We start from the raw sequence: 15879 nt of genomic DNA on the forward strand, positions 1-15879 counted from the left end.
TACGTCAACGATCCATTTCAATGCTAGATGATATGGGAGGGTATCTTATCCAGCGATCGAGTCAACGACCTATGATCTGTTAGCGTATCTTCCATAGGTAGAGTGATACGCAAAGAGATCAATCTTCCTGCCTTGGCGTCCCCGACGGTGAATGCGGTCCGAAACTAACCCCCGATCAGCGCTCCGAACCCATCGGCATGTTAAATCAAGGCAGTCCGGCAGATGAAGGCGCTCGTCTCTTCGCGTCCATACGACCGACCGGCGCATGACTCGGGATCAATGTGGATCGCTACTCGTTCATTGCAATGGCTTTGTACCATGTACTCCCTGCCGGTCTCCCGCCGCACCTGGTGTTCCGACCCTTTCAGGGGCTCAGCGCGGTTCGCATGACCGATCATACTGGATCAAGCATCGACATAGCCGTCGATTGCTCTCGGCTGTCCGTTCGAGCATGGCGGGGCGCCTCCCTGATCACGAAGCAGCACCCGAACAAGCCGCGACCAGCGCGAATCCCCCCGCTTCCGAGACTTTCCGACCCAGATAAGACTAGGCGCCCGCCGCGACGGGCGGGCGACGCCGGCATCAACCGGCGGGCAGATGCGCCGAGGGCAACAAGCGCGCCTGACGCAACGCCGCCAGATCAGCCGAGCCGGTGCAGAAGCAGGCGACGGCCAACTGGCGAATGACGATCTCGAAATGCGCGACAACCGCCTCGGTGGATAGCGTAGCCGCGCGCAGCACGCCGGCCGCCTGCCCGGCGATGTCCGCGCCCAGGCGGATTGCCTTGGCCACGTCGACGCCGTCGCGGATCCCGCCCGACGCGATCAGCTTCACCGCTGGCAACGCCCGACGGACCGACTGCACGCTGGCCGGGGTCGGGATCCCCCAATCGGCGAACGCCATCGCAACTGTACGGTCGGCGGCATCGCGGGCCCGCTCGCCCTCCACCGCGGCCCAGCTGGTGCCGCCGGCGCCGCCGACATCGATCACCGCCACGCCCGCCTCGACGAGCGCACCGGCCACCGAGGCGGACAGGCCCGCCCCCACTTCCTTGGCCACGATCGGCACGCCCATGCTGCGTGCGGCGCGAGCGATCTGCGCCAGGACGCCGCGCCAGTCGCGGTCGCCCTCCGGCTGTACCGCTTCCTGCAGCGGATTGAGATGGACGATGAGTCCATCGGCCTCCAGTGCATCCACCGCCCGGCGCGCGAGGTCCAGGCCGTCGGGCTGGCGCAGTTGCGCGGCGCCGATATTGGCCAGCAAGGGGACGTCTGGGGCCAGGCGGCGCAGCGCGCGCGTCAGCCCCTGGGAGTTGCGGGATTGCAGGCTCACGCGCTGCGAACCGACGCACATGGCGATCCCCAAGGCTTGCGCTGCCTCGCTCAGATGGCGGTTAATGGCCTCGGCGCGTGGCATGCCGCCGGTCATGGAGCTGATCAGCAGCGGCGCGCGCATGGTCTTGCCCAGCAGCGAGGCGCTGAGGTCGATCTGCGTCAGGTCCAACTCGGGCAATGCGCAGTGTTCGAAACGAATGTACTCCCAGCCGGCGGCGGCCTTGGCCCGCGCCGTTCGCCGATCCAGCACGATGTCCAGGTGGTCGTCCTTGCGCCGGCTCAACTTGGCGTCGCTGATGCTCGCTCCATCCGCGTCATCGGGCGACGGCGTTGCGTCGGATCGGACCGACGGCAGCGCGCGCACGCCGCCGTTTCCCGCGCGTTCAGGCCGGGGCACGCTGGCCTCCGCCCGCAGCGTCGCTGCGGTAGCGGCTGGTTGAGGTCTCGTAGTACTGCGCGCGGACTGCCGCCATGGCCTCGATCAACGGTCCCCACGGCGCGGGAAAACGTTCTTCCGCCATCACCCGGTGCAGCATGCGCGTATGGCCGACCAGCTCGTCCTTGAGGAACTCCACCACAGGCATAGCCGGATAGCGCTGCAGCAGCAGGATCGCCGCGTTGTCGGCCTCGCCGGCCGATCTATCCTTTTCGCGTCCATGCAGATCGTTCTGCAAGCGCCCTATCGCGGAGATGAGCCGCAGGACCTGGCGAAACCCCGGACGCGCGCGCAAGGTCGCCATGTCCAGCCCCCACAGCAACGACAGGCAACAGAACACGTTCGTGTAGGCGATCGAATCGATGCCGTTGTGCAGGTACTCGGCGTAGGACCAGCGTTCCGCCCCTGCCGCCTGCGCGTGTCCGGCGCGCAGCGCCGCGCAGTAGCACCGGGTATCGTCGAGAAGCTGAGCATAGTCGCGACGATCGTAGGCGAGCGCGGCGAGCGAAGCGCGCAGCACAGCACAGCCCTCGAATCCGGGGAGCGCGCACGGCACGCCCTGCCCCAGCGCCTGCTCCACCGCGGCGAGCTGCTCCGGCGCGATCAGGTCAAGGTCGTTGCAATCGTCGAGCCAGAACAGCAGCGCCAGTTCGCGATAGAAGGCAACGATCAGCGTTTCGTCCAGCGGATCGCGGCCGGTGCGAGCGCTGGCGTCGCGCAGGCTCGGGTGGATGCGCTGCAGGATGTACTGGCCGCCCCTGACTGCTTCCACAGCATGCTCGTCGGCGAACCCGGTCAGGGAATGCCCCCACTCCAGCACGTGCTGCAGGGCGCGATCGGTCGGGATCATGGCCCCGCTCCTGCTCCCTCGGCCGAGACGTGCCGCCCCCAACGAAGCGCCAGCCACAACCCGGCGAGTTCGGCCACCCGCACCACCCGGGTGGGGCAATACAGTTCCTTGCCGATCCACAGCGGCGTCTGGGGCGATGCATGGGCTGCGTGGCGGGCGAGCATCCACTTCAGCGCACGCCCTACCGCCTGCGCGATGCGCCGGCGCCCTGCCGGCTCTTCGCTCCCGTCCATCACGTGCAACGCGAACAGCGCATAGGCGGTTTCCTCGAATGTGGACGCGCAACCGGCGCCCCAGCCGCCGTCGTCGCGCTGCGTCCGCAGCAGCCCCGCCAGCGCGCGCTCGTCGCGCCACTGAGGCTTGCCTTGCGCGAGCGCAGCGACCGCATGCGCGGTGGGATACAGCCAGGAAACGTGCCATTTTTCGTTGTCCCATAGACCGTGCGGGTTGCGATTGGCCTCGACGTAGGCCCTGGTGCCGGCGGCGGGTTTTCCCAACATTCGCAACGCATGCAGGGCATGAATGTTGGTCGACACCGAGGCATTGCGCTCACCGGGGAAGGTGACGAAGAGCTCGCCGGTTTCGAACTGGCGCAACGCGTCGGCCGCCGGGTCGCGGCCTGCAAGGCTAAGGACGCACAACGCAACGGCGGTGTCGTCCGCATCGGCCGCGAAGTGCAAGGCCGGGCCCAGACCGCGCGCTCCGAGGCGGGCGTCGAGCTGCGCGATGATCACTTGCACCGCCTCGGCGAAAGCGGGATGCGCGAACAGACCGCCCAGATGCAGGGTGTACAGCGACCAGCATGGCTCGAACACATTGATTGGCCAGACGTTGGGAACGACACCTTCGATGCCGGTGCGCGTCGCCCGCGATGCCGCCTGCAGATACGCGCCCGTGCGCCCGACTTGCGCCGTTCTTCTCTGTGTCACGGCGTGCGCACGCCACGCGGCGGTGGCCGCCGGACTGATACCGATGCTGCCGTCGTCGTCCGGGCATGCGGTGGCCGCCGACGTCCCCCAGGCTTCCCAGGAGTGCAGCAACGGATGGCCGCTCGGCAAGGTCGCCACAGCCCCCAGCTTGACCAGGCGTGCTTGCCGCAACGGCAACAGCGCCGGGTGGCGCGCAAACGCCACGCCGCCCAGCAAGGATGCGGCCTCGTCGCACAACTGCGGCAGGATCAGCTCCGCGCCGATCGGCGCGTCTTCCGGCACCGCACGCGCGTAGGGATCAGGCTGGCGCTCGATGAACCGGGTTGCAGCCTGGACTGCGTCGGCAGCGCCGGGAAGGGGATCGGCACGCTGCAATGCCAGCAACGCCGCCCAGCTAGGCGCATGGCGAAACAGCGGGAAGTCCGCACTTCCCCATCCGCCATCGGCCTGTTGCTGCGCGATGAGCCACGCGTATGCGTCGTGCCGACCGGTGACGTTGCCGTCGAACTGCAGAGCTCGCGCCGTGTCGTAGACGGCCGGACCGACGCTGCCGCCGTCGCTCATCTCGCTCAGCAGGTGACGCAATTCGGAAAGGATCTGTTCGGACAGCGCGTTCACGCGGTATGTTCCTTTTGCAGAGGGCTAACGAGAACAGAAACGGGCAGACGCCGCGCACGTCGCCGCCGACACGGACACAGTGCAGCATGCAGCGCCCGCCGGCCGATCGCACCAGCACAGGGGCGAGTCCTTACGGATGGGCCCGCTCATGCGAGTGGCGCGGACAGATAGACGTTGGCCCGCTGCAGCATCTGCGCCAACCCTTCCGCACGCGGCCCCAGAGGGGCGATGGCCTCCCCGGCGTCGTGCAACAAGTACAGGGCGAACTGGCGCGCAGCCTGCAGCCCCATGATCGACGCGCAGGTCGGCTTCTGCGCCGCCGCGTCCTTACCGGGGGTCTTGCCAAGAGTCGCGGTATCCGCCGTCGCGTCGAGAATGTCGTCGGCCACCTGCAACGCCAGGCCGAAACAGGCGGTGTAGCGATCGAGCGCAGCATACAGCGCAGCGTGCGCGGCATCCTCCGCGATGGAGTATAGCGCGCCCATGCGAACCGACGCGCGCACTAGCGCTCCGGTTTTCATCCCGTGCATCGCCAGGATCCTGTCCAGCCCGGCATGCTTTCCGACCAACGACAGATCGATGGCCTGCCCGCCTGCGGCACCCTCGGCGGACACCGCCTGCGCCAGTTCGCGCACGAGCGCGATACGGTTGTCGCCCGGCGCATCCAGGCTCGCCAGCGTCAGGAAGGCGTGGGCCTGCAGCGCATCGCCGACCAGGATCGCAGTGGCTTCGCCGAACTTTACGTGCACGGTCGGAAGGCCGCGGCGAAGCACGTCGTCATCCATCGCGGGCAGGTCGTCGTGGACCAGGGTACAGGCGTGCATCATCTCGATGGCGGCACCGACGTCGTCGAGCATGTGCGCCGGCGTGCCCGCCAGTGCGCCGGCAGCCAGACAGAGCAAGGCGCGGGTGCGCTTCCCGCCATGCAAGGTGGCGTAGCGCATGGCCGCCATCAGCTCTGTCTTACCGTCGTCTTCGGCGCAGAGCAGACGCGCCAGCGCCTGTTCGACCCGCTTTGCGCCGTCCTGCATCCAGATCTCCGGGAGCAGCCCGCCAGAGGCGCCGCGCGCTAGCGCGCCCAATCCGCCGAATGCGGAAACGCCAATTCGGTCGCGTGGAGTGGAACCGGTCTGCATGTTGTTGATGTCCTTGTAGCTGAGACGGCCACGGCGAGCGCAAGTCGTCACGGTGTTGCCGGCGTCACACGAGTGCGTGCGCTGAGTGCAGCAATGCCGCGCCCCGCCGGCGCCGCTGCCTTGCCACACAGGGCATGCGATGCCAGCTCATGAGAAGCCTATGCGGATTGCCATTGACGGATGTGCGGTAGGGTAATAGCGCCGGCCTTTTTCGACGTCGCTCAGCAACTGCGGCCGCACCCCGGCCTTGTGCATGGTCAGCGCCAAGGCGATGCAGAACTGCACCATTTCCAGCCATACCAGGTGGTAGCCGATGCAGACGTGTGGGCCGGTACCGAACTGCAGCATGTCCACGGGCCGGATCGGCTCCGTGCGTTGCAGCCACCGCGCCAGGCGGAACTGATCAGGCGCCTCGTGCAGCAGCGCCGAGGTCGAGAAATGCAGCAGCGGGATGCATAGATGGGTGCCCGCGGGAATGCGCCGTTGGCCGAGTTGCAATTCCTGCAGCGCGCGACGCGGCAGGAGCGTGGTCGCCGGATGCAGGCGCAGTGTCTCGCGGAACAGCGCCTCGGCGACCGGACACTGCGCCAGGTCCGCGTGCCGGGTCGGCACCGCGCCCACGCGTTGCGCCTCCTCAACCAGGGCGTCCCACAGCACAGGCTGCCGCGCCAGCTCGATTACAATCCAGGCCATCGTCGAGGCAGTGGTGTCGTGACCGGCAAGCAGCAGCAAGCGAATATTCGCGACCAGGACGTCATCGGAGAGCGGACCGTCGCTGCGGTCGAAGGCGCTCACCATGTCGTTGATCAACCCGGTGCGCGCGGCATGCGCGCGTGCGTCGCGGACGAACCGGCGCAACTGCGCGTCGATCCAGTCGCGGGCGGCACGGCCGCGCCGCAAAGGCAGTCCGGGCAGGTCGACCGGTGGCGCGACGATCAACTGCAGCAATCGCCGGTACTTGCGATGCCATCCCGGCAGATCCTGCGCGGGGATTCCCATGAGGCTGAAGATAAGCTTCAGCATCAGGTCGCCGGTTTCGCGCAGGATGAGTACCTCGCCGCGGGCGCGCCATGCCTGCACCCGCGCCCGGATGACGGGCGCGAACAGGTCGCCGATCCCGGCCTGGGTCAGCCCCTTGGGCAAGAACGCTGCCTTGATGGCATCGCGCGCCTGCCGGTGTGCGCCGCCGTCCAGCGCAACCAACGTTCCGCCAAGCAATTCGGGCGCGATCTCTTCGATCAGCGCCGAGGACACGTCCTTGTGCCTGAGCAGTGAGAATGCGTCCGGATCCACACAGGTCATGAGATGTCCGGCAGGGCCGAAATCCAGCCAGAAGTGGCTGCCCAGCGTGCGTTGCGCGCGCCGCAGCAGGCGCGGCAGGTCGCAGACAATGGCGGGAAGATGCCCGACCAGGGGGAAAGCGCCAGGCATGACCGGGATGTCGCATCGCAGCCGGTGCCGACGGTTGAGTGGATTGAGCAGCATGTCCATCAGCAGCGCGCCGCCGCCGCCGATTCGGTGTCGCCTGCAGGGCGCGCGGCGCAGCTGTTGCCACCGTCGGCGTATGTCGGCACATGCGCCAGCATGCCGCCGTCGATGCACACGACCTGGCCGGTGATGAACGCAGCATCGTCGGAGAGCAGGAACGCCACCAGCGCGGCAACGTCCTCGGGACGGCCGACGCGCAGCAGGAGCTGGTGCCGGCGCAGATGGCGTTGCATGCACTCGTCCAGCTTGGCGAGGAGACGCTCGGTCATGATAAGACCCGGCGCAACCGCGTTGCAGCGGATCTGCGCATGACCGTACTGGGTGGCGAGCGAAGCCGAGAGCATGTTCATCGCCGCCTTCGACGCGGCGTAGGACGTCTGCGCCGAATCACCGCTGAGCCCCTGGCACGACGACATGTTGACGATCGCGCCACCGCCGCGGGCGATCATCCGTGGGATGGCCTGCCGGCAGCAGAGCAGCGTGCCGCGCAGATTGGTCGCCATTGTCTGGTCCCAGACTGCCAGGTCCAGGTCGAGGATGGCGCGGTCGCGCGGGGTCAGATGCATGGCGCTCGCATTGTTCACCAGCAGGTCGACCCCCCCGAAGTGCCGCTCCGCCGTCTCGAACAGCGCTGCCACCGCCTGCTCATCGGCGATATCCATGGCTATGGCCAGCGCGTGGCCTGCTTCGGCCGCGATCTGCGCGGTGCAGGCGATGGCCGCCGGGCCATCAATGTCGGCCACCACCACTCTGCCGCCTCCGCGCGCGATGGCGAGAGCGCATGCCTTGCCGATGCCGGCGCCGGCGCCGGTCACCACGGCCACCTTGCCTTCAAACCGTCCCATCGTGTCTCCTGAATTGCATTGGTCTTTCGCGGCATGCCGCTGGGCCTGCGCCGGGCAACGCGCAGGGTCGGCGCTGGCGCGCTCGTCATGGCCAGCGTCGCTTTCGATGACCCGAATGGCGGCGACCGGGCACTGGTTGGCCGCAAGCCGCACGGCGGCGTGCAGCGCCTGCGGGACCGTCGCCACGCACACTTCGGCCACCCCGTCCGGTTCGCGCTGGCGAAAGGTGCCCGGCAGCGTCAGCACGCACTGCCCCGTCGTTCCGCACAGATCCTGATCGACCAGGACGCGCATCTCAGCCCTCCTGCCCATGCAGCCGTACCGGCAGCGCGCGGAACGTCCTAAGGAACGCGGAGGGCTCCCGGGTCGGCTGCTCGGCCAATGCCAGCGTGGGGAAGCGCGCCTGGATCCGCGGCAGGCTCTCGGCCAACTGCACCCGGGCCAGTTGCGCACCAAGGCAGAAGTGGATGCCGTGGCCGAAGGTCAGCATGATCTTCCCGTCGATCGACATGCCAGGACTGGTGCCGTAGAACCGCACAGCATCGAAGCGATCGGGATCGGCGAAGGCGTCCGGGTCGCGATTGCCGGCCGCGATCAGCACGCGCACGTCCGCGTTCTTCGGGATCACCACGCCGCCCAGTTCGATGTCGCGCTCGGCGATACGCGGAATGGAGCTGAACATGGCGGGCGCGTCATAGCGCAGGGCTTCTTCGACGAAAGCCTTCACCCCCACGGCATCTCCCTTCAGCCAGTGCCGCTGTTCGGGATACGCCAGCATCGCCAGGACCGCATGGCCGATGGCCGCGGCAGTGGTGGCGAAGCCGCCCAGCAGCATGCCCCAAAGCATGCTGATCAATTCCGCATCCGACAGCGTCTCGGCATCGTCGTCGTGTGCGCCGACCAGCATTGACACGATGTCGTGGCGGGAATCGGTGCGCTTGCGCTGTATGAGGTTGCCGAAGTAGGCCTGCACCCTGGCGCTGGCCGCGTCCCCCGCGGCGAGCTGGGGATCGCTGGCGTGCGGGCTCAGGCCTTCCAGAATGGCGCTGATGCCGGTGATGAGCCCGAGAATGTCATCCGGGGGCATGCCGAACAGTTCGCCGAAAACCAGCATGGGCAAGGCCAGCGCGAATTCCTGATGCAGGTCCACCGCCTCCCCGCGCTCCAGCGCGGGCGCCATGCCGTCCAGGCGCGCTGCGACGATGCGAGCGATGGTCGGCCTCAGCTTGTCGATCTGGCCGATGGTGAAATCGCGCGAGATCAGCCGGCGCAGACGCGTATGCGTTGGAGGTTCCTTCATCGCTAAAGTGGACGCCAGCAGACTTAGCGACAGGCTGGTCGCCGCACGCGGGAAATAGCGCGCCAGTTCGCCTGGCGCCGGCCCCCGAAGAGCATCGCCCGTGGCCTTGAGCGCCCAGTAGATGTCGGCGTGGCGGCTCAACAGAAAGAGGCCCGACGCCGCGCGATGTACCGGATCGTGCTCGCGCAACCACCGCATGAATGGGTACGGGTCCTGAATGCACGCTGGCGACGCCAGTTCGGCGAAGGCGTCCTGGCATGATGCCATGGTGTCTTGCACGTCCATCTTGGTCACCTGTTGGCTGGCTGATCTGATCGGCGCGGCAGGCGCGCCGGCAATTCGAGAACATCGGGATTCCTGGTGGCGTCCGCGTATCACCAGAGCACCGGGAACTCCTCGAACCCGCCAGTGATGATCTCCTTGCGCAACTTCAGTTCTTCGGGCGCCACGGCCAGGCGCAGCGCGGGAAAGCGCTGGAAGATCGAACCGAACACCGCCTTGAGTTCCAGCCTGGCCAGCGCCAAGCCGACGCAGTTGTGGGGCCCGTAGGAGAACGCCAGGTGCGGGTTTTCGTCACGTCCGATGTCGAAGATTTCCGGGTCGTCGAAATGGCGCGGATCGAATGACGTCGCCGGCAGGCCGACCAGCACCTTGCTCTCCGCGGGAACATGCACGCCCGCGATGGTCACGTCGGTCCTCGGATAGCGCATGATGCCGTCCCAGCCGGCGCCCGGCGGGTACATGCGCAGGATTTCCTCCACCGCCTTGTCCACCAGGGATAGATCGCCGACCAGGCGTTCGCGCTCTTGCGGATGGCGGAACATGGCCAGCAGGCCGAATTCGATCTGCGCGACGGTGCTCTCGTGCCCCGCCACCAGCATGCCCGCCGCCAGGCCGATCGCCTCTTCCTCGGTCGCCTTGCCCTGGTCGATCGCCGCGACCAGATCCGTCAGCACGTTGTCGCCCGGATCCTGGCGCTTGTCCCGCATCTTGCCGCGAATGTAGGCGCGGAGTTCTTCCCAGGCCAAGCGCGACGCGCTTCGCGGGCCGCTTTCATGCTGGTGCGTCATCACCTCGTCGGACAGCCCGGCGAAAAAGGCGTGATCCTCGTAGAGCACGCCCATCAGCGCGCCAATGACCATGGCTGGAAGCGGAAAGGAGAGGTGGCGCCGCAGATCGGCGGGCTGGGGCTGGGCCGCCAGCGTCTCAAACAACTGCGCGGCGATCGCCTCGACCTGCTGCGCGAGCTGCTTCACCCTGCCGTTGCTGAAGGCCGGCGCCACGATCGTGCGTAGCCGCGTATGCTCGCCCCCCTCGTGCGAGACCAGCCATCCTGGCGAACCGAGAATCACCGAATCCGGGGTGAATGCCGCCGGCGGCATTCCCGCGGGCCGGAACGCCGCGTCGGACAACACCGCCTTGGCCTCGTCATAGCCTGTCACCCACCAGCCTTCGTGCCCGGACGGGAAGCGCACGCGGTGGATCGGACCGTTGGCCCGTAACGCCAACATCTCAGGCGAGGGCTCAATGTGATCGACGCGCCACATCGGCAGCGTCGGCAAAGGTTGTTCGGACATGGGTGGCACTTCACTCTATAGCGATGGAAGGGCGGAAGGTGACCGGCGGGCGCTGCGGTAGAGAAGACCTAAGACGGCATGTAGACGACGTCGTCGGAAGGCAGACCGATTATCAGGATCGGCTAACGCTTAACTGTCTAGGCAAACGCGCGGCGAGATGCAGAACGTTATCCTGTACCTTCGAGGTCAGGATAAAGTCGGTGTGGTCAGCCTTTGACTCGCCGCCGGCCAAGATTTCCTGCGCAAGGGTCGACAAGAGCGGCGAGCTGTTGGGTAAGGGCGGTTTCGCCGAGGACCCCCTGCCCATAGACGCTATCCGACGCGGATTTGACATTTTGCTTTTCTTTCTTCGTTCCATTCGTGTCATCCACGAAATGAAAGTCGGTCGGCGGCTCCCGGCCCGCAACGAAGGTGCTTCAAATCTCGTGCCAATTTGGCCGCAGCAGAAAAAAATCGTGGCAGCTTCTCAGCGGCTTAGCCTGAGGCCAGAGAAGAGCTAGGCGAAATAAGCCGGTGTCGCGGGCCAACAAAGGCGACGGTACAGTGTCGGACAGAACGCCTCGGGCGACCTTTAGGTCGGGCCTGCGACATTCTGGTCCAGTTTCGAACATAAGAGGGCGGCAAACAGACACGATTGGGGAATTCGATCCTCACGGCGCCAGGGCGCTTGCCCAAGAGCGCGCGCTCATGTTGCTGCGACAGGCGCGTGTTCGCGATAGCCGTGCCTGCGCACCCATGAACGCTAGCGGCACACGCTACGACTGGAGTGCCCGCAGCCTCAGGTAGTGCATCGGCTCGGCTTCCGGTTCTTCTTTGCCCAGCCGGGGCTGAAGCGCCGAATATCCGCACCATACAGCATCGTTGTTGCCTGTGTGACGAGGCGGCATAGCGCGCGCCCGATCTTCTAAGACACGGCCTCCGAGAAGAAGGTGCGGTCCAACAGCACCTCTATTTGAAATGGCACGCCGCTTGCTGCTCCTGGTTAGAGCACCATCAAATCACGATGAAAGCGACTTGCACCATGCCCGACGCGCGAAGCTCTAGACAGTGGCCTGAGGAGACGGTGCCCGTTCCCGCTGAACATCGGGACATCGTCTCCTCCGGAAGGCCGTTCTCGGTGGCCGCTTTGCGCATGGCTGGTCCGATGCCGGCACGCCAACACGGGCCGCTCGCGCAAATGCCGTTTACCGCTTCTGTTCAGCATGGGAGTGCCCAAGGGCCCCCTCAAAGGGTCACCCAAGCCAAGGCCGGCGGGTCACTGCCACATATCGACAACACGCTGAACCAGTCCAGTGACCCGAGTCTGCGTGAAGTGACATTTCAGGCCCCCACATGCTTGCGATATTGGCTACTTCCGGCCGCTATCCCTTTTCCCCGGGCACGATCGCGGGTGACCGATCCCGCTTCCGGCGCCATAGCCGTGGAAAGCAAGCGGCTCGACGGTGTCCAGCTCGCTCAGATCGATTGCGTTCGGGTGGCCAAGACCAGCCGCCAAGACGTTCCCATACGTCGCGAGGGAAAAAGCAGGTTGCGAGCCGCGAGGTCCTCATCCCGTGCCGGGCATACGAGCCTCTGCTCGGTATTGCGCCAGCCTCTGCCAGAATTCAGCGCCAGTTTTCTTCTTTAGGAGCAACTTGATGACAGTTCAAAAGAAAGTTCCCTTCGTCACCTTTCTCACGCGCGTTCACGATAAGTCAGTCCAGGGGCCAAATCCATATCGCTGGGAAGAAAAGACATCTGACGACTACTTTGCCGGCAAGCGGGTCATCCTGTTCTCGCTGCCTGGCGCCTTCACACCAACCTGCTCGACCTACCAATTGCCCCAGTTCGAAGAGCTCTATGATGAGTTTGAGAAGGAGGGAATTGACGCGATTTACTGCCTCTCAGTCAACGACGCCTTCGTCATGAATGCGTGGGGGAAGTCCTTGGGCCTGAAGCAGGTCGAGCTCATTCCCGATGGCTCAGGCGAGTTCACACGCAAAATGGGCATGCTGGTCGCCAAGGACAATCTCGGCTTCGGGATGCGCTCCTGGCGCTACGCCGCCCTGATCAACAATGGCGTGGTGGAGCACTGGTTCGAGGAGGAAGGTTTCTCCGACAACTGCGAGGCCGACCCGTATGGCGTCTCATCCCCGCAAAACGTTCTCGAAACGCTGAAAGCCGCCGCTTGACCTAGAAAACGTCTCACTGGTGCCATTGCCGGTCCCAAGAGGCTCCTCGACAGGATTATCGCGCTCACCATGCAATCCTCAGCAAGCCTGCTTCAACGCCAGAAGCAATCCATGGTGGCATCGCCTCAACTCATTGAGTCGATTCGCTTGCTGCAACTGGCGCATACTGAACTGCATCAGTTCGTGGAGCGGGAAATTGAGAAGAACCCGCTCTTGGAATCTGCATCAAGCGATGGCGGGCCTTTTGACGACGTTTCGATTTCGGGAGCGGATCAGCCTGTCGGCCCTGGCGCAAACGCCGTTGAAGGACCGACCGGGGCAAGTTCGCCTGAACGGCTCGGGCAATGGAAATCACTTCGCAACACGACCAACAACCCGCCCGGCAATGGCCCTTCCCTCGACGAGTTTGCCACCCTCGCCGAAACATTGCACGACCATGTCGCTCGTCAGATCGCCCTCACTGCGTTCACACCACAGGAGCGGCTGATCGCTGGCCAGCTTGCCGCCGATCTGGAAGACACTGGCTATCTTCGGGCAAACCTTTTGGAGCTGGCCGAGAGCCTGAATGTCCATGAGGCTGTTGTGGAACGGGTTCTCGGAACCTTGCAGCAATTTGATCCATCGGGAGTTTTTGCGCGAAGTCTCAGAGAATGCCTCGAGATTCAGTTGCGCCAGCGAAATCGGCTCGACCCGGCAATGGCAGCTTTGGTTGCCCATCTTGAAATGCTTGCGCGACGCGATTTTGAGGCGCTGAAGCAGCATTGCGGCGTCGATGAAGAAGACCTTCTCGACATGATGCATGAAATTCGGGCGCTCGATCCCAAGCCTGGGAACAGATTCGAATCCGGTGCGTCTGAATCAATCATACCCGACGTCTGGGTCACGCCCTCGCCGCAAGGCGGGTGGCAGATCGAACTTGATCCCGCCACGCTGCCAAAGCTGCTGATCAACCAAACCTACTATGCCGAAGTCACGCGTCAAACTGCCCAGAATTCGAAAGATCAAGCATTCCTCGACGAATGCTTGCAAAACGCGAACTGGCTAATCCGCAGCCTCGATCAGCGCGCCAAGACGATTGTTAAGGTTGCGGCTGAAATCGTGCGTCAGCAGGATGCCTTTTTGGAACATGGCGTCACCCACCTGCGGCCTCTCAATCTTAGAACCGTCGCTGACGCGATCGGCGTGCACGAGTCGACAGTAAGCCGGGTGACCTCGAACAAGTACATGCTTACCCCCCGCGGAGTCTTTGAACTGAAGTATTTTTTCACCGTCGCGATCGCGTCCTGCCAAGGCGGCGATGCGCACTCCGCTGAAGCTGTCCGGCATCGGATCAAAGCGATCATTGCCGCAGAATCTCCCGGCGACGTGCTTTCCGATGAGGACATCGCTGTCCGGCTGAAGGAAACCGGCATCGATGTTGCGCGCCGCACCGTCACAAAATATCGCGAAGCAATGAACATCCCCTCCTCCGTGCAACGCCGCCGGGAAATGCGCTTGTGTTTTTAGATTTGGGTCAAGGCAGCCAACATCACGTTGCATTGCATCAAAGTGGAGACTTCGTTCATGACCCAATCCGCAGCAGGTGTCATGGACGCTGTTCTGCGCGACCCAGAAAAGCCCGTCCCACCGTCTGGTCCCGCATGGGGTGCGGTCATTTCGCTTTCCTTGGGCACCTTCGGGCTGGTCACGGCAGAGTTTCTGCCTGTCAGCCTGCTCACGCCCCTCGCGCATGATCTCGGTATCAGCGAGGGAGCGGCTGGACAGGCGATGACGGCGACAGCTATCGTCGGGGCGATCTCGGCGCCGACGGTGGCCATTATCACAAAGCGCCTGGACCGCAGGACCGTCATGTGGACCATGACGCTGCTGCTGATCCTGTCGGACGTTCTTGCGGCCGGCGCGTGGTCGCTGCCGGCTCTCCTGACTGCACGCGTCGTGCTCGGCATAGCGCTCGGAGGCTTCTGGTCGATGTCGGCAGCACTGGCGATGCGGCTCGTTCCAAGCCACCTCCTGCCGCGCGCTATGTCGATCATCCTCACCGGCGTTTCCGTAGCTACCGTCTGCGCAGCTCCAATCGGCGCTTATGTCGGCCATATCTGGGGATGGCGAAGCGCCTTTATGCTCGCCGCAGCCGGCGGCGCCGCTACACTGCTCGTGCAACTCGTAACCATTCCGAGACTGCCTCCGATTGGAGTGGCTAGCTTCCGCAGCCTGCTGGATGTAGCCAAGATTCCGATGGTCAAAATTGCGCTTTTGGTCGTCCTGCTGGTCGCTTCCGGCCACTTCGCCGGAATCACCTATATCCGCGCCTTCCTCGAGAAGATTCCCGCGCTGGATGTAGATACGATCTCGCTTGTGTTGCTTGCTTTTGGCATCGGCGGATTCTTCGGCAATTTGGCCGGCGGGCTTCTGGCCGAGTACAGTCTCAAGGCAGTCGCGGCCCTTGCACCGCTGCTCATAGCGATAGCCGCTGTTTCGCTGCTGACCGCGGGAGCATCGGCCTTGGCCTCGGCGATTGCTGTTGCCGCGTGGGGGTTTGCCTTCGGCGCGGTGCCAGTGGGCTTGCAGACGTGGATGGTACGGAGGGCCGTTCCCGAGCAGGCCCAAAGCGCCGGTGTGCTGCTGGTCACAGTATTCCAAGTGGCAATCGCAGCCGGCGCGATTTTCGGCGGACTATTGGTGGAGAATGCGGGGATTTCCAGCGCCATTGCCTACAGTGCTGTTGCCACGTTCGTCGCTGCCCTCATAGTGTTCCTGCTCGGCCCGAAGCGCGAAACCTAGACCTCCTGGCAGAAGAGGCCTCAGCAGCGCAGCGGGACGACAGATGCGATACACGGCGCGGCGCGGTCCTCCGCACGAGTACGCATGGACCAGCGCAAGCGCCTCGCCGGCTTCACCTCCGGGCCACCCGACCTTCGCCGCCAGACATGCGAACCTCGCCGGCACCGGTTTCCATTTGGCGACGGTGAGCGCTGCCGGCGTGATGGAACCGTTGCTGGCGGTCATATCCTTCACGACAAGCCGGCATTCTGGGCAAGCGACAGCTACGCGCCGGCCATGCTCAGAACGCCGGTGACGATGCCGCTCGATAGCGCAGACAGGTCGCGAATTGCCAGTCGTGCCAGCGGCGGCCGGATTATCGTCGATCGCGCGTACCTTGTTTCGGCCGCAGACTATCGTTCGGCAGCTTGATGA

13 protein-coding genes and 1 pseudogene are annotated in these 15879 nt (G+C 64.8%); 5 read left to right on the top strand and 9 right to left on the bottom strand.

All coding sequences use genetic code 11. The annotated features are described in order from the left end of the window. Nucleotides 1-582: 582 nt before the first annotated feature. The 9 genes and pseudogenes from fni to NKJ26_RS22795 all read right to left on the bottom strand — a co-directional run bounded on the left by fni (nt 583) and on the right by NKJ26_RS22795 (nt 10513). Nucleotides 583-1689: a type 2 isopentenyl-diphosphate Delta-isomerase gene (fni, locus tag NKJ26_RS22755; protein WP_502903178.1), complete on the bottom strand. Its 1107-nt coding sequence runs from the start codon at nt 1687-1689 to the stop codon at nt 583-585. 28 nt (nt 1690-1717) lie between these two features. Further along, nucleotides 1718-2620 (bottom strand): terpene synthase family protein, encoded by a 903-nt coding sequence (locus NKJ26_RS22760; RefSeq protein ID WP_352697267.1) that lies wholly within the window; start codon nt 2618-2620, stop codon nt 1718-1720. After that, nucleotides 2617-4167: a prenyltransferase/squalene oxidase repeat-containing protein gene (locus tag NKJ26_RS22765; RefSeq protein ID WP_352697269.1), complete on the bottom strand. Its 1551-nt coding sequence runs from the start codon at nt 4165-4167 to the stop codon at nt 2617-2619. The genes NKJ26_RS22760 and NKJ26_RS22765 overlap by 4 nt, the downstream gene beginning before the upstream one ends. A 146-nt stretch (nt 4168-4313) precedes the next feature. Further along, nucleotides 4314-5303 carry a polyprenyl synthetase family protein gene (locus NKJ26_RS22770; protein WP_352697271.1) on the bottom strand — a complete coding sequence of 330 codons (990 nt, stop codon included), beginning with the start codon at nt 5301-5303 and terminating at the stop codon, nt 4314-4316. Between the two features lie 147 nt (nt 5304-5450). Beyond that, nucleotides 5451-6794: a cytochrome P450 gene (locus tag NKJ26_RS22775; RefSeq protein ID WP_352697273.1), complete on the bottom strand. Its 1344-nt coding sequence runs from the start codon at nt 6792-6794 to the stop codon at nt 5451-5453. After that, nucleotides 6794-7636 carry an SDR family oxidoreductase gene (locus tag NKJ26_RS22780; RefSeq protein WP_352697332.1) on the bottom strand — a complete coding sequence of 281 codons (843 nt, stop codon included), beginning with the start codon at nt 7634-7636 and terminating at the stop codon, nt 6794-6796. The genes NKJ26_RS22775 and NKJ26_RS22780 overlap by 1 nt, the downstream gene beginning before the upstream one ends. 168 nt (nt 7637-7804) lie before the next feature. Beyond that, nucleotides 7805-7948: pseudogene (locus NKJ26_RS22785) on the bottom strand (ferredoxin); the annotation flags it as partial. Then, nucleotides 7932-9221, bottom strand: a complete 1290-nt coding sequence (locus NKJ26_RS22790; protein ID WP_352697275.1) for a cytochrome P450 — start codon at nt 9219-9221, stop codon at nt 7932-7934. The pseudogene NKJ26_RS22785 and the gene NKJ26_RS22790, both read right to left, overlap by 17 nt. Before the next feature lie 89 nt (nt 9222-9310). After that, the gene (locus NKJ26_RS22795; RefSeq protein ID WP_352697277.1) at nt 9311-10513 is read right to left on the bottom strand and encodes a cytochrome P450; all 1203 of its coding nucleotides are present in this window, start codon (nt 10511-10513) and stop codon (nt 9311-9313) included. Nucleotides 10514-10713: 200 nt separating this feature from the next. Here NKJ26_RS22795 and NKJ26_RS22800 point away from each other — a divergent pair, with 200 nt between their 5' ends. From NKJ26_RS22800 to NKJ26_RS22820, 5 genes are all read left to right on the top strand, one after another. Then, nucleotides 10714-11013 (top strand): hypothetical protein, encoded by a 300-nt coding sequence (locus NKJ26_RS22800; protein ID WP_352697279.1) that lies wholly within the window; start codon nt 10714-10716, stop codon nt 11011-11013. A 1137-nt stretch (nt 11014-12150) separates the two neighbouring features. After that, nucleotides 12151-12684, top strand: a complete 534-nt coding sequence (locus NKJ26_RS22805; protein ID WP_023766875.1) for a peroxiredoxin — start codon at nt 12151-12153, stop codon at nt 12682-12684. 69 nt (nt 12685-12753) lie between these two features. Next, nucleotides 12754-14190 carry an RNA polymerase factor sigma-54 gene (gene rpoN / locus NKJ26_RS22810; RefSeq protein WP_352697281.1) on the top strand — a complete coding sequence of 479 codons (1437 nt, stop codon included), beginning with the start codon at nt 12754-12756 and terminating at the stop codon, nt 14188-14190. 57 nt (nt 14191-14247) lie between these two features. After that, on the top strand, nt 14248-15465 hold the full coding sequence (locus NKJ26_RS22815; protein WP_352697283.1) for an MFS transporter: 1218 nt from the start codon (nt 14248-14250) through the stop codon (nt 15463-15465). An 84-nt stretch (nt 15466-15549) separates the two neighbouring features. Next, nucleotides 15550-15876: a hypothetical protein gene (locus NKJ26_RS22820; protein WP_352697285.1), complete on the top strand. Its 327-nt coding sequence runs from the start codon at nt 15550-15552 to the stop codon at nt 15874-15876. Nucleotides 15877-15879: the final 3 nt, after the last annotated feature.

It is taken from the genome of Mesorhizobium sp. M0152 (assembly GCF_040322415.1).
Lineage (GTDB): Bacteria > Pseudomonadota > Alphaproteobacteria > Rhizobiales > Rhizobiaceae > Mesorhizobium.

Excerpts from the sequence above, each read along its gene's own strand:
- NKJ26_RS22815 (WP_352697283.1), top strand. The coding sequence starts at position 14,248 with ATGACCCAATCCGCAGCAGGTGTCATGGACGCTGTTCTGCGCGACCCA.
- NKJ26_RS22780 (WP_352697332.1), bottom strand. The coding sequence starts at position 7,636 with ATGGGACGGTTTGAAGGCAAGGTGGCCGTGGTGACCGGCGCCGGCGCC.
- NKJ26_RS22790 (WP_352697275.1), bottom strand. The coding sequence starts at position 9,221 with ATGGACGTGCAAGACACCATGGCATCATGCCAGGACGCCTTCGCCGAA.
- NKJ26_RS22820 (WP_352697285.1), top strand. The coding sequence starts at position 15,550 with ATGGACCAGCGCAAGCGCCTCGCCGGCTTCACCTCCGGGCCACCCGAC.
- NKJ26_RS22775 (WP_352697273.1), bottom strand. The coding sequence starts at position 6,794 with ATGGACATGCTGCTCAATCCACTCAACCGTCGGCACCGGCTGCGATGC.
- NKJ26_RS22770 (WP_352697271.1), bottom strand. The coding sequence starts at position 5,303 with ATGCAGACCGGTTCCACTCCACGCGACCGAATTGGCGTTTCCGCATTC.
- NKJ26_RS22795 (WP_352697277.1), bottom strand. The coding sequence starts at position 10,513 with ATGTCCGAACAACCTTTGCCGACGCTGCCGATGTGGCGCGTCGATCAC.
- NKJ26_RS22760 (WP_352697267.1), bottom strand. The coding sequence starts at position 2,620 with ATGATCCCGACCGATCGCGCCCTGCAGCACGTGCTGGAGTGGGGGCAT.
- NKJ26_RS22805 (WP_023766875.1), top strand. The coding sequence starts at position 12,151 with ATGACAGTTCAAAAGAAAGTTCCCTTCGTCACCTTTCTCACGCGCGTT.
- rpoN (WP_352697281.1), top strand. The coding sequence starts at position 12,754 with ATGCAATCCTCAGCAAGCCTGCTTCAACGCCAGAAGCAATCCATGGTG.